We start from the raw sequence: 14105 nt of genomic DNA, 5'->3' as shown, positions 1-14105 counted from the left end.
CTGGGTCGGTTTTTAAGTGCGGATCCGTTTATTCAAGAGCCTTATTTGACGAATAGCTTTAATCGTTATTCGTATGTAATGAACAATCCACTTAAGTACACGGATCCGTCTGGATATTGGTGGGGGAGCAGTTCTGATTCTGATGTAGAAGAAGATAACTGGGAACCATCGCCAGATTTAGGAGGGTATTGGACGGTTGGTGACTCAGACAGAGATGATTACTACACTCGGAATGAAAGTGACCGAAATCATAGTCGAATTTCCGGTGACAATAATGACCCAAACCGAAGTGTTGTTGAGCGACAAGACTATTGGTACAGTAATATATGGGAACCACTTCGGACGGTAGCATCGGTTGGTATTGGTTTTACACCTTTAGGAACGTTTTTAGATGTCGGTACAGCCTTGACTGGCTACGACATACTAACGGGGGAAAGTGTCACTGGCATATGGCGGGCTGCGGTCCTAATACCTGGTGCTAGTGAGCTTAGGGTTGGGTCTAGAACGGTTGAATCTTTGCTTGATGCTACTGGTGTAGTTACAAAGAAGACACCAAGTGGTGGTTCCCCTGCACTTAAAGGCGATCCATATCATCCGGATACCGTTGCTGCGAGACAGGCACAAAATCGAAATCTGTATGATATATTTGATCCTAAGGCAGCTGTAAATGAACTTGGTTATGGGAGAAGAATAGCTCCTCAGAAAGCTCCGTTTAACTCTCATGGTCAACCTGTCTTCTCAAATGGTAAAGGATATATCTCACCTGATGTAGATGGGCACAACGTCACAAATGGATGGAAAATGTTCGACAATAAAGGCCGAAGAACTGGAAATTGGAATTCAGATTTAACTAAAAGAATTAAGGACTAAGACATTATGCTCAATTTAAATCTTGGTGCACAGAAAATTGAACCTGATGGTGAGCAGGTTCTAGACGGACAATTAATAATAGGCGACTTCTCCGAGGGTTTTCATGCTTCAACTTCTTATTGGGACAGAAAAAAATATCTGTCCCAATGGGTGAAAGGGCTCGAGGTTATTCTTAAAGGTGGTAATAAATCTGCCTTTATCACTACTATGTACGATCCTACTACAGCAAATTTTATATTCTGGTGGGTCATGTACCTCGTAGGAAATGATGTTTATATTCAAAATCACGTTTTATTCATGGACGAACTAGGTGAGCCATTTAATGAAAGCGACTTTGTAAAATTTGTTCCAGAACGTGAAACTTTTACAGAATATGGCGAACCTATCTCTGAGTGGAAGGTTAGTATCGATGATATTCGACGGGCGTTGGAAACTATCGAAAATATTTAAAGTTTGATGTTACAAACAGTGCAAAGAATTTTGCGGGAAAACAGAACCGGCAGCAAAGGCTAAAAGACCTTGTAAAAAAGCAAAAAGGACAGTCACTAAAAGTATGAGATTAGTCTGATTTTGTTCAATCTGCAGACTCACCAAGGCTTCCATCGAAAGAGAACGGCTAAGATATTTAAAACCTTCATAGCGGACCTCATATTGACCACAGCCAGAAAGAATCTCATCTCCGTTGATGCCACCTCGTATTATCACTGCGTGTCTCGTTGCGTGAGGCGCAGTTTTTTGTGCGGAGAAGACCCGCAGACCAACACAAGCTATGAACATCGTAGAGAGTGGATTGAGCGAAAGATTCACTCTCTAACGCAGGCTTATTACATCGATGTTTGCGCCTACGCCATCATGAGTAATCACTACCACTTGGTGCTTCATATAAATAAAGACAAAGCGTTAGCGTTATCACTGCACGATGTGGTTGAACATTGGGGCCGTGAACATAAATTGCCCGTACTCATACAGCGCTGGCAGAATAAACAGCTGACTAACCAAGCAGAAGAAGACCAGTGCATTGGGCTTATAGAAATATGGCGAGAAAGGCTGTGGAACTTAAGTTGGTTCATGAAAGAGCTCAATTACGATATCGCATGCAGAGCAAACAGAGAAGACAGCTGCACCGGTCACTTTTGGGAAAGCCGCTTCAAAAGCCAAGCATTACTTGATGAAAAAGCGCTTGCCGCAGCAATGGCATACGTCGATTTAAACCCTATTCGAGCCGGTATTGCCAAAACCCCTGAAACATCAGAGTTTACTTCGATAAAAGCCAGAATTGATGCGCTAAGTAAAAACTTAGCGACCGCCCCTTGTTTGCATCCCTTTATCGGCAACCCAACGAATGACATGTTAGACGGCATTCCGTTTCGGCTCATCGATTATATTGAGTTAGTTGACTGGACGGCCCGTCAATTTCGACAAAACAAAGCTAGTATGATTAATAATCAACCGCCTATTTTAGCGCGTTTGAATTTCAATCAGAAGAGTTGGTTAACGATATGTACGGCATTAGAAAAAACACGTTCGACAGCGATTGGATGTCGTGTTCATTCAACCCAAGCTAAGGCGGCACTGAATAAGAATAAGATGCAAATCTATCAACTAGAATAAGCGCCAACACTCACAGTCATTCCTTTCACATATGCCAGTGAAAATGTCTGGGTATTGTCGATCCTCAAGCTGCTTAAAATAAAAGACTCACTCGATAAAAACAGCCGTTTAAACTGAAATGCATTAAATAGAGCCCAAAATACAACGTGAAATCAAACAAGTCTATGGTAGCGGTTCTCGTTTCTTTTAAGGTGCATGTCCTTTTGTTCTTTTTGTTCTCTTCTGGCAGGCTTTATTGTGGTGTAAGGCACGCTGTTAGCTTTACTAACCTCCTGATTGTTGTAATAAGTTGTAATAACTATTTCATTTTTCCTGCGTTACTTTTTTGAAGATAACTTTAGAAAAATAATGCAAGGGGATTGTAATGAGTCAACAATTCGACCGTATCAACATTAACGAACAATGTCATCATGAAGGAGAGATCCATTGCTCATGTTGCAGTCCTGTTTGGAAATATTTGTTACCGAGTAATGAAATAGTCGCGAGCCAAATCGCCCACGTAAACTACGAAAGGTCTGTTGCCCAAGAAAAGCATCTTCCTTTGATATTTCACACCGAGCATCATGTTGATCCACCAATGAGGCAGTTTAAAGCGTTGGGGTACATTCAGACTATGGCAGGCGGTCAAGATTTGATGGTTCAAGCGGTAGGTGTGATTGATGGCAAGTTTGTTGCGGTCGGTAGCTTTAAGGATGTCGTAGCAACGATGCCGAAGAGTGCCGAGAAGCATTTGATTCATAGCGGGCAAACATTACTGCCAGGTCTCATCGAGCCTCACTTACATATTATTCCCACCGCAGCGTACAATCTGATGGTCGATGTAGGCCCGTTTTATGGCCAAGATCTGTTGAGTAATGCGAAACCGAATAATCCCTACAATATCAAATTTATCAAAAAGCAGCTGCGAACGGGCGCTAGCGGTAACAAAAAACAGTGGATTATGGGGCGAGGCGTTGATCCTTCTCTGCTGGTCGACAAAGACAAAACCTTTAATGCTCAAGTATTAGACGGGGTTAGTGATACTCAGCCTGTTTTCTTAATGAATGCGTCTATGCATTTGGCCTACATCAATAGCGTTGCTATCGAAATGGTACAAACGGGTTTGATGGAATTTAGTGTTAGTGACGACGGTATACTGAAAGAGCTGGCACAGATAGTTCCGGTAATGAAATTTATTGCCAGCCAGATGTACGCTACGGGTAACGAGCAAGCCGAATTGAGGGAGAAACTGGACAGAGAAGTTCAGAAGATCTTTTCTAAGGCTAGTGAGAGAGGGGTGACATATATGTTGGATGCAGGGGTGCTTCCACAAGACTTAAGCGCATCTCAATCTGTGACCAGTGGAGAAACGCAAACCCCATATGGCTATCCTGATCCGATATTTAATCAGCCCGCCTACTTGTCATGGTGTGCCTCGAAAGCAGAGTGTGAAGTCAGGGTATCTGGTGCATTAGCCACAACATCGTTAAGAGATTTTAATCAAAATATAATCGGAAAATATCAACCTAATATGGGTGATGAGATGTTCAATATTGCCTACATAAAGCTCATCGCGGATGGTTCGAATCAAGGGCTGACAGGATACCAATATACTCCCTACCAATGTGATGAAAACTTTGAACGCTTTGATCAAATGAGCGCTACCCAATCCAATAGAGCTAACTCCAACTCAGACGAGAAAGGCCCATTAGCGAAACAAACCAATGAAGGTATTTTTAACTACGGCTACCCGTTAGAGTTTAATGCGCTAGTGAACCGTGCAGTTGATGGGGGGTGGCCAGTCATGGTGCATTCTAATGGCGACCATTCGACCACGCGAACGCTCCAAGCGTTTAAGCAAGCTGGCGTATCTCAGTCTAGTAAGCAGCAACGCCGGGACCGTATTGAACATGCTTCATTATTGTCCGATGAGCATCTATCAGACATGGAAATACTTGGTATTTCACCCAGTTTTTTGATTGGTCATGTCGGGTATTGGGGCTGGGTTTTTCAGCAAACGATTTTCGGTACAGACAAAGCCAATTTATTGGATAGATGCCACTCAGCTCTTAACAGGCATGGTATGAAAATAAGCCTGCATAGTGACAACAGCGTGACACCACTAGGGCCACTCCGTTTTATGGAACAAGCAATTACCCGAATCATGGAAGGCGCACCTCAAACCCTATCGCCTCAGGTACTTAATGATGTGGAGTGCATTTCGAGATTTGAAGCACTTAAATCTGTTACTTACGATGCGGCTTGGCAATGTCATGCGGAGAAGTGGGTGGGATCTCTTGAAACGGGAAAATGCGCCGATTTTGTTTTGCTTTCAGAAAACCCGGTTACCTATGTTTGTGAACAAGATGGGTTCTCTGCCAAAGGGATGCGGAACATTCCAGTCTTAGAAACATGGAAAGGCGGGGTAAAGCGGTATAGCACAGAGGACGAGCTTAATACGCGACTGCAGAAAAAACCTTCGCTAAGGGTTGCGCTAAAACAGTCGGAAACGGTTTAACCCTTTTAACTAACTGAGATAGGTAAGATTATGAAAATGTGCAATTTTAGTTTGTTGATTGCGGTTTCGATTGGTTTAGTAGCTGGCAGTACCCATGCCGCGGATACTATAGAACAGCAAAAAATAGACAGTAGCTTGATAGGAGAAAGGGTACTGGCGATGGAGGCAAAGGGTCTACTTGATTTGATTCCGTATCAAACGGGATCCGAACTCGTTTATCCTGAACCTGTAGCGGATAGTGTTAACGGTGCTGTGAATTTGCAGCAAGGGTGGACACTAGCATCACAGCAAGAATTTTACTATACCACCCAAGGTTCCCAGATCCTTCCATATAAGTGGTATTTACACTTAGAGCAGAGTGACAGCGTGGCGCTTTTTCGCAGTGATGCCAATATTCAACAATATGGTTATATCGCGAGTGAGGCAAGCGAACTGAATCCGGATGGTTTAAGTGTTGGCTTTGCAAAAGATGTGGGTAGCGATGGAAAAGCGTGGGTGGGGTTAACCTGTGCAGCCTGTCATACAACGGAAGTTACCTACCAAGATTTGCGAATGCGAATTGATGGTGGGCCGACAATGGCGGATTTTCAGACATTTAATGTCGATTTGGTGGCTGCACTAACCGCAACGTTAGCTGATCCTGAAAAATTTTCCCGCTTTGCTGACAACATGTTGCTAGACAAGAATACATCAAGCTCCGAACAAGCGGCATTAAAGCAGGCGTTGCAGGAACAAATTGTCGTATTGAGTAATCGTAACATGATCAATGTCCCTAACGACCAACAAGTACCCTACGGTTATGGAAGGCTAGACGCGATCGGTGCGATTTTCAATCAAGTTTTGAGTGTTTTTACTGCTGAGCCGACGAATGCTCGCCCAGCAAATGCGCCAGTCAGTTACCCCTTTATCTGGGGGACGCATCAGTCTGATTATGTTCAGTGGACGGGATTTGCGCCTAACGGGCCGTTAAGTATTGGAGCTTTGATTCGAAATGGTGGCGAGGTACTTGGGGTTTATGGAAAAATCGATATCAATAGCCAGAGTCATGGGCTTGGCTATAGTAGCTCGATAGACTTTAACGGATTGGGCCTATTAGAAGCTCGCGTTGCGCAGCTGAGATCCCCACAATGGCCGAGTGAAGCAAAGTTAGCGGCATTCCAGATTGATACAGACAAAAGCCAAGCAGGGAAAGCTCTGTATGATAAAGAATGTGCAAGTTGTCACACTACTGTTGCGCGTGCTGACGAAGGGCAAAATTACCAAGCCGTGTTAACGCCGCTTTCGGAAATACAAACCGACTCTCAAGAAATCTTAAACTTAGTGGCGTTGAGAAACGCTGATAACTACCAAGGTCGTAAAGAAGCAATCGTGGCGGGGCCAACGATAGGGTATACCACTCTTGGTCTTAATCCGTTGGTGAATTCTGTGGTTGGTAGTGCTATCGATCAACTTGAAGATGCCGCACGAGCCGCATTCGTACAGTATATGGGAGGCAAGTTAGCGGCTAATGAGAACAACGGAATTAACGTATCTGATAAAGATAAAGCACTCCAGCAAGCAGAAGTGGTCGCTGAGTTTGCGGCTCTCAAAGATGCTTATGGTGAGCTCATTAAGGTGTATAAAAGGTGTGAGGCGTATCGAGCTGGTTCAACTAAATGTTCTCAAGCGCTTGAGCTCACGATTAAATTGGTGAAAGGCAAGGCGCTAGCCAAAGATATAGACAGTCAAATAACCCAGTTTTTTGAGTCCCAAAAACCGAGTCCAGTTAACGAAGAAGTCCTAACAGGACAGGTATATAAAGCACGGCCACTTAATGGTATTTGGGCAACGGCTCCGTATCTACATAATGGGTCAGTATTGAGCTTGATGGAGTTGCTTACTCCGCCAAAAGAACGTTTAAAAACATTCTACGTAGGAAGTCGCGAACTTGATCCTGTTAACGTGGGTTTCGTCAATGAACAAACGGAGCACTCTTCACTGTTTGATACGTCTTTGTTGGGTAATAATAATCAGGGCCATGTGTATGGCACACAACTGTCCGTTCAAGAAAAGCAAACGTTAGTGGAGTATATGAAAACGTTGTAACGAAATACTTACTCGTAGCGGTACGCCTATCGTTGACAATGCTCAGTATTAAATGAGCATTGTCTTTTTTCATCGATCTCACTTTTTAGTTTGTGAGTTAAAGAAAACAGATTCACAGTAAAAGAATAATAAGGCCCCTAACCAATAAAGACCCACCACCGAATGCATTTGATGGGTCTTACGCCTATTTTATTGGCAAACCGTACTCCAGCTGTTGTCGCTGCCGGGTATGGTTTGAGTCCAGTACTTAGCTTGGTAGACACTGCCTTGATACACCATTTTATCACCACTGCTTGCGTGACTCGGGTTGCCTTGCCAGTCTAGTTGTGGCCAATTTGGATAGACATTAATACCGGTAACGTCGCAAGTACCACCTCCGTTTCCACCACCACTACCGCCACCATTTCCCCCACCAGTATTGCCATCGACTTCACCCGTCACTTTAAGCGTGACAGAAGAGAAGCTTGAGTAACCTTTTAACATGACAAAGTAAGTATCGGACGTTGGAGTAGTGTATTGGCATGACTCTGCGTTACCGCTTTTATAAGGGCGGCAATCATAGCGAGTTGAGCTGGCTTTTTGACCCGGGTTAACATAAAGATCGACGTCGCCAGAACCGCCACTGGTAGAAATAGACAGGTTTTTGGTTCCTGCTGGCACAGGGATAGAGAAGTGAATCTCCGCAGACGATGAACCCGCTAGCCCAGACTTGGTTTCGCCGATGGCTATTTCCTTGGATGTTGGGGGATCAACTGGGCCGCCATTACCAGAATCAATAATGCTGAGTCCGTTGGTTGCTTTGCTTAGAACAAGGGAGTCTCCTATGTCACTGGCTGACCACCACTGAATACTTCCGGGCAGCATTAATGGGTCGAGGTCTCGCTGTGATTTCGTTAGTGTCTCTGCGCCTGAGCTAAATTGTGCGGTGCGAACCGTGAGTTTTTCTTGCGTGACACTTATAACTTTAAACTGCTGGATACTGGCAAAATCGATTGTCCAACTTTTAGGATCATTGGCGGAACGAGCAGGTGCACCCCAACTACCTTCACCAACATAGACTGTCCCACCCGTTGTCGTGCTAGTAAAGCCACTGCCTGAAGGCTTGAGCGCTTGTGTGATTTTATTGATATGAGTGTCAGACTCAACCACAAGGTTAACCCCATGATTGTAGAAAAGCTGTGCCCACCAACTCACCAGAATTGTGTTGTCTGACTTTCCAGTGTAATGGGGATACATGGGTTTGTGGTATTGCGCCATTCTCCATTTTGCTGAGCTGGCATTTGTCGATAAGTCTTGTGAAAGCCACTGGTTCATGCTGTTGGCATAGCTAGACCAGCCACTATTTTTAAATTGACTATTAAGCGTGTAGACCCGTAGCAATGGCGAGATATTAAATGCGCCGAACGTGTCTTTGGCATCACAGTGATTATCACTATTATAATCTACGCCAAATACCTGACATAACGTGTTGTAATTGCGATCTTCGTGATTACCATGAGTGGCAATAAATGGGTAGATGCGTTTGTAAGCCGTGCCTTCGATAACATCATTTGAAAAGGTTAGCTGCCAATCTGACAAATACTCAGACATTTCGCTAGCGGTGTTGGCATTGGTGTAATCGCCACCATGCATAATAAAAAGAGGTCTTATTTTGGCAACGAGCTGGTTGCCTTTGCGTCTTGTCGTCCAACCTGTTCGAGTGTCTCCTCCCGCTATCACCGTATAAGGGCTGTTATCGGTAGGCGCGGTTTTGAACCACAGCCTTTCACCACAGCCACTGCTTGAACAGACACGATAGTAAACGGGAGAGTTGGCGGGCAGTGAAGATAGGGTGACAAATTCGCTTTTTAGCGTGTTGTCGAAGGTTGTAGAGGTATGAGGAGACTTTGACTGCCAATTCTGTTCATTGGGCGAAAATCCATAAGTAACATAGTACTCGGCGTTGGTGGTGGGCGTGTAGCCAATTGTGGCTTCAAATTGAGGGGAGTTATCCCAAATGAGTCGATTGTAGATCGCCTCCGCGTTGGCTGAGGAGGAGAGGGTGAATATGATAATAGTAGCAAGGTAAAATAGACCCTTCATTGTCGTTTCCTTATTGTTTTTAGCTAACTGAGCGTGTTGGTTGTTTAGGTGAATAGTTATTAGTTATTAGTTATTAGTTATTAGTGAATAGTTAATAGGTGATCGCTAATCGGTGATCGTTAAGTGCGAGATATCGTCAGAGACTAATATGACGAAAGCCGCATTTTGGTATGGCAGTCGTAAGTCGTTATTATTAAAGAAGTTGACGCTTCTCGCGCCTTTGCCATGGCGGGAATAAATAGCGTCTAGCTTTGGTTCCTTAGTTGCACTCCAGTAATCCCCAGATAGGATGAAAGGAAAGAAATCAGTATCGATCGTTGCCGTTCCTATTCTATGGCGGGAGGTCCTAATGGAATTGAGTTCGTGATAGGTAGGGAGTCGCCATCGTGTCGCGCCACATAATTGTTCGTTATTGGTGGCATCGACTAAATCTTGGGTATCACATTGCTGTCCAACTAAGTGGCAATCCCCCTTATTGGATGCACCTTGTATTTTGCTTGTCCCTTTCGGTATTTGTGTGCTTTTTAGGTCGGACTCAAATGGATTGGAATTGATTAACCATGAGTAGGTCCAATTAGCATGATGCACTCCTTCATCATCGGTTTTTTTCTCCCAAAGTAGCTTAGTCTTTTGGTCATAAATGCATGACCAAGGCCCTTGCCAAGGCGAGACAAATAAACCGTTGAGTGAGATTTTAGAATATCGAGTTGATGCGGGTTCGCTAGGTCGTTGATGGGGAAATACGAATAGTCCTATTACGACGAAGACGAATAATAACAGTGAGCTTAAGATTCGAAGTTTCATAGCGGAAGCACCAATTGTATTGGTTTTTGGTGCCGAGTATGGCCGATCTGACTTTGATCAAACGCAGCAACCCACATGCACACCGTACCGTGGAAGGGAAGATCGGTTTGAGAGCCTGTTTGTTTTTTCCGCGCCATTTCTAACGACCATACTCCGTCGTTCCAAGTCGCGAATGCACGAACATCGCCACGATCGCCTTCAAACTGATTGGATTGCAAAATGACGGATGGTAGGAGTGTGCCTTCGGGGTAGTGGTCGTTTTGTGGTGTGTAAGGTTCGCTACCAAACCATGTGAGGGATTGTGCTGAAGAAAAGGAAGCGGTAGGCAGCCTTTTGGGTATGATGTGCTCAGTTTGGAACCATTGCCAGTTCATCGTGTATCCGCCGCTCTCTTTTGCATCGCTGTAGTAGCCTGCGGTGTATCGCTTTTGTCCCGGCCTTGGCGCTAATGCAGGACCGATATAGCTATCATCGGCTTGAACCATAGGATTGGTTCTGACGGCTTTCCAGTGCCACAGATCTTTTAGATTTCCGCTTGTATAGTGATAGCCTTTGCCATGCCAGTTGGCTGGTGCATGATCCAAAGGTTTTGGTCCTAGCTTGACACTTCCATCGCCCCCATATTCGCATGATTGAGAGAACATGACGGCAAACTTGTCTTCGTAAAATCTCGACTCTTCAAAGGTATCGAATTGGCTTTGCTTTACCTTCCAACGGCCATTTGTTTTCACTAGCGGGAGGTGTTCAAGGCTGTGAGATGGGTCTTGCCAAGTAAAATAAAAAATCAGCTCTTCAGAGTTGTAGGCGGCTTGGACGCTAATTTCTGTTTGACCATTTTGGAAATTGTCGCCGCCGGTGGTCTGAACTTTCAAAATGGGTGAGTTATCCCAAAAAGTCTCAGACTTCACGCCATCGACAACAAATAAAGATTGATTGTTGATTTCCAAAGCGTTGAGTTTATAGAAGGGTGGTTGGAAAAATAGGGTGTAGAAAAGTAACAGCGAAAGGACAATGATACTGGTGGTAAAGCTAAGGAGACGAAGCGTAAGCCCGCGAGTAGGCGTGGGGAGTAGCCAATGAACGCTGTTTTTTCCTAGCTGAATAACATAGACCCAACTATGTAGTACTAAGTAGCTGATAATGCCAATAGCGGAGTATAAATGTAGGCGTGAGGTTTGGATTAGAGCTGTGTCAAGGTAGTGGAGCCAACCGGACAAAATGGTTAGGAGCAAAACCGTGATGCCATAATATCGTGTGAGTCGATGGTAGCGACTGGGTGTATGAGTATCACGACGACGATGTTGGTAACTTCTCCATTTGAAAGTCGCGTAGACAGCGGACAATATTGATAAGCATGAGGCTGAAAGAAAGTGCCACGTGTAGACATCTCCTTGAAGCAGAACAGGGGATAAAAATTGCCATTGTTCTTCCGTCATGAGTGTAAATCTAATACCACTTGTTAGGCTTATTAGGATGCACAGCACCGTGACTAAATGGAGGCATCTGATGACTTGCTTGGATGGTAGCCAGAAATGGGTGTTCATGCGCCGGACTCTTGAAAAATTTCATGAACTATAGGTAGTGGTTAGGCTGTTGTAGGTTTTAGTTACAATAAGGGGAGGGGAATTGCCAAACTTTGCGACGTATTTCGAAGTTTTAATGCGATCTCTATGCGGCGAAAGTTGGGTAAATTGAGGGGTAAGCTGCTTTTGTGTGGATCTTTTAGAATTGAACGGATACTAATGGGTAGACGGGTCGTAGAGGAAGAGGTAGCGAGGAAAGGGTAAGTGCTATATGGCTTTGTTTTTTGGGCTAGATTAAATACAAAGTCCCTATTTGCAAGGGACTTTGGGAATATATCAATTCAATGGTCTATACGTTAAAACGTATAATACGTACCTGAGTAGGTCTGAATTAATAAGGACTAGTCTTTTACACGCTCTAATACAGACGCATCAGTATGAGCAAATACACCACTGTAGATTTTTAGCATAGTAGATTGAGAGTAAGTGAGTTTGTCACCCTCAATATTTAGATTCATTGTAAAGTCAGTCGTACTTGCATTTTCAGTCATAAAATTAGACTCAGCAACACCACGACCTGACATCTTTAATGTCATGTTATTTCCGGCAGGGCCTTCTGCTGTTACACACGTTGTTCTTGGTACACAGAAAGAGTTGTAAACAATTTGGTTTTCTTGGTCGTAAATAAAATAACCGCGTTGGTCATGGAATTTAGAATCGTCTTTTTTTCTGAATACTTCTTGCTTGTAATAAAGGGCAACAAGTGTTTGTTTGCTAGCGTTCACAGCGTCAGCGGCCACTTCGAATGTCATGACTTCATAAAATGGAGTCACAGCTGGAGCGCCTTTACCCTGTGGTGTGCCAGCTTGAGCAGGAGACATATCAACACCGCCTGTTTCTGCTGTTTTCCAAGTACCGACGAGTTGAGCTAGTGGGCCAAAGTCTAAACCGTTAATCACATTGTGAGCGGCGTACGATGACATAGGCGTTAATGCTAAAGATGTTAAGGCTAAAGTTGTTGCTAATTTCATTTTTACTTCCTGTATGTTTTATTTACTTCGTTGTTATGCCGGTATAATAGATTGTTAATTTGCTTTAGAAATTAATCGAAATCAATTTATTTTTAAAAGAACAATAAAAAAATGAAAATATACATTAGGAAATGTTGCGGGATGTAAGTGTTATTGTGAAATGTATTTGCCTGAAATATGGTGCTAGTGATGTTTATTTGTGCTGATTATAGGCTGCTGTGATTGGATTACAGTAAATAACTGATATAACTAACATTAACGAGTGGTGACGCGAACGCGTTACTGAATGTATCGTTTTACTTATGTGGGTGTTATGCCTGATTTCAGATAATAAGTGAAAGGTCAAACCTGAGCACTTGGGATAAAAAATAGGCCATATTTTCATAGGGGGAAAAGTATGGCCTAAGCGGCTTAATGTGCAGAGCTAGCGTTAATTAAAGCGCTCTGCAAGCTGAAGGTTAAGTAAAGAGTTTCCCGTCAACGATGACGGCTTCGGTTTGGTAGTGTTGATCTAGGATAGTTGCTGCAGCGATATACTCAGGCTTAAGGTAGCCAAGAGTTTGTTCACTTTGTAATGCGTGAGCTGGGTAGGTTGATGCCATCTTGAATACTTCGCACTCATCAATACCCCAACTAATGGCATAGGCGACGGACTGGTCCATGCCAATATGAGCCCCAGCCAAACTGCCATTGGCATTGACTAGCTGATTATCAACAACCCGAATTACTTCGTCATTTAGGACAAAATAGTTGTCGCTACTACCCACCGTTGCCATGGCATCCGTCACTATTACTAACTTTCCTTTTGGTTTTATTCGCTGCGCTAATTTCACACTCGTTGGATCGACATGAATACCATCGGTAATGATTGAGCACCAAGCGTGGTCTGTCATTAGTGCACTGCCGACCACTCCAGGCTCGCGGCCAGTAAAAGGAGACATGGCGTTGTAGAGGTGAGTAAAGCCATTGATATAAGATAATGTGTCTGGATTTAATTGGCTTTGAGTCGCGTTGCTGTGCCCACACGATATAATAATGCCTTGCTGGGATAGCCACTTTATGGCTTCGTGGTTGACCTCTTCTGGTGCCAATGTGATGAGCACCTTGCCATGAGTTGGCCAAGTCAGCGCTTTTAATGACGAGACGCTAGGGTCATAGAAGTGGTGGCTGTCATGAGCGCCTTTTTTGTTGGGGCTCAGCCATGGGCCTTCTAAATGAACGCCTATCACACCGGTAATATTGGCATTCAGTGCGTCTTCGGTAGCGATTAAGGCTTGATTGATTTTATCTTGGCTGTCACTGATGAGGGTGGGTAATAAATACGCAGTGCCATGTTTTCGGTGAGCGTCACAAATGGTGCGAATACCGTCCGCGTCAGTGTCCTGATTGAACATGACCCCGCCACCCCCGTTGACTTGAAGGTCGATAAATCCCGGGGTGACCGTTGAATTCGGGTAGTGACTAATCTGCGCATGGCTAGGGACAGAGGCGTTAGGTACGATACCAATAATGCGCTGGTTCTCCCAAAGTAAGGCAGAATCCAAGTGCATGGTTTCGCCATCAAAAATGCGGTGAGCGGAAATAGCGTGTAGTGTCATACGG

The 14105-nt window shown here is 44.1% G+C and carries 11 protein-coding genes; 5 read left to right on the top strand and 6 right to left on the bottom strand.

Annotation, left to right across the window (positions count from 1 at the left end):
• Window positions 1-870 (top strand): toxin C-terminal domain-containing protein (locus L4D74_RS20700; protein ID WP_428754416.1); only part of this gene is annotated, 870 nt, incomplete at its 5' end.
• Between the two features lie 6 nt (window positions 871-876).
• Window positions 877-1320, top strand: a complete 444-nt coding sequence (locus tag L4D74_RS20695) for a hypothetical protein (RefSeq protein ID WP_428754415.1) — start codon at window positions 877-879, stop codon at window positions 1318-1320.
• Window positions 1321-1329: 9 nt separating this feature from the next.
• Here the strand turns inward: L4D74_RS20695 and L4D74_RS20690 are convergent, their stop codons facing one another.
• Entirely contained in the window at window positions 1330-1575 is a 246-nt protein-coding gene (locus tag L4D74_RS20690; RefSeq protein WP_428754419.1) for a hypothetical protein, read from the bottom strand.
• Here L4D74_RS20690 and L4D74_RS20685 point away from each other — a divergent pair.
• The 3 genes from L4D74_RS20685 to L4D74_RS20675 all read left to right on the top strand — a co-directional run bounded on the left by L4D74_RS20685 (window position 1522) and on the right by L4D74_RS20675 (window position 7063).
• On the top strand, window positions 1522-2481 hold the full coding sequence (locus L4D74_RS20685) for a transposase (RefSeq protein ID WP_428754414.1): 960 nt from the start codon (window positions 1522-1524) through the stop codon (window positions 2479-2481). The two genes, L4D74_RS20690 and L4D74_RS20685, sit on opposite strands and share 54 nt — an antisense overlap.
• A 364-nt stretch (window positions 2482-2845) precedes the next feature.
• The gene (locus L4D74_RS20680) at window positions 2846-4978 is read left to right on the top strand and encodes an amidohydrolase (protein ID WP_428754413.1); all 2133 of its coding nucleotides are present in this window, start codon (window positions 2846-2848) and stop codon (window positions 4976-4978) included.
• Window positions 4979-5008: 30 nt separating this feature from the next.
• Window positions 5009-7063, top strand: coding sequence for a di-heme-cytochrome C peroxidase (locus tag L4D74_RS20675; protein ID WP_428754412.1), 2055 nt, complete (start codon window positions 5009-5011; stop codon window positions 7061-7063).
• A gap of 189 nt (window positions 7064-7252) precedes the next feature.
• On the opposite strand, the gene L4D74_RS20670 is transcribed toward L4D74_RS20675, so the two are convergent.
• From L4D74_RS20670 to nagA, 5 genes are all read right to left on the bottom strand, one after another.
• Window positions 7253-9145 carry a cellulose-binding domain-containing protein gene (locus L4D74_RS20670; protein ID WP_428754411.1) on the bottom strand — a complete coding sequence of 631 codons (1893 nt, stop codon included), beginning with the start codon at window positions 9143-9145 and terminating at the stop codon, window positions 7253-7255.
• Window positions 9146-9250: 105 nt separating this feature from the next.
• On the bottom strand, window positions 9251-9949 hold the full coding sequence (locus L4D74_RS20665; protein ID WP_428754410.1) for an Lcl C-terminal domain-containing protein: 699 nt from the start codon (window positions 9947-9949) through the stop codon (window positions 9251-9253).
• Window positions 9946-11385, bottom strand: a complete 1440-nt coding sequence (locus L4D74_RS20660; protein WP_428754409.1) for an ethylbenzene dehydrogenase-related protein — start codon at window positions 11383-11385, stop codon at window positions 9946-9948. Before L4D74_RS20660 ends, L4D74_RS20665 begins: the two co-directional genes overlap by 4 nt.
• Before the next feature lie 488 nt (window positions 11386-11873).
• Window positions 11874-12503, bottom strand: a complete 630-nt coding sequence (locus L4D74_RS20655; RefSeq protein WP_428754408.1) for a heme-binding beta-barrel domain-containing protein — start codon at window positions 12501-12503, stop codon at window positions 11874-11876.
• A 458-nt stretch (window positions 12504-12961) separates the two neighbouring features.
• Window positions 12962-14101, bottom strand: a complete 1140-nt coding sequence (nagA, locus tag L4D74_RS20650; RefSeq protein ID WP_428754407.1) for an N-acetylglucosamine-6-phosphate deacetylase — start codon at window positions 14099-14101, stop codon at window positions 12962-12964.
• Window positions 14102-14105: the final 4 nt, after the last annotated feature.

The sequence above is a fragment of the Vibrio cionasavignyae genome, assembly GCF_050337155.1.
Lineage (GTDB): Bacteria > Pseudomonadota > Gammaproteobacteria > Enterobacterales > Vibrionaceae > Vibrio > Vibrio nomapromontoriensis.
Note: the sequence above shows the minus strand (reverse complement) of the source record. Positions and strands in the feature narration are given on the sequence as shown.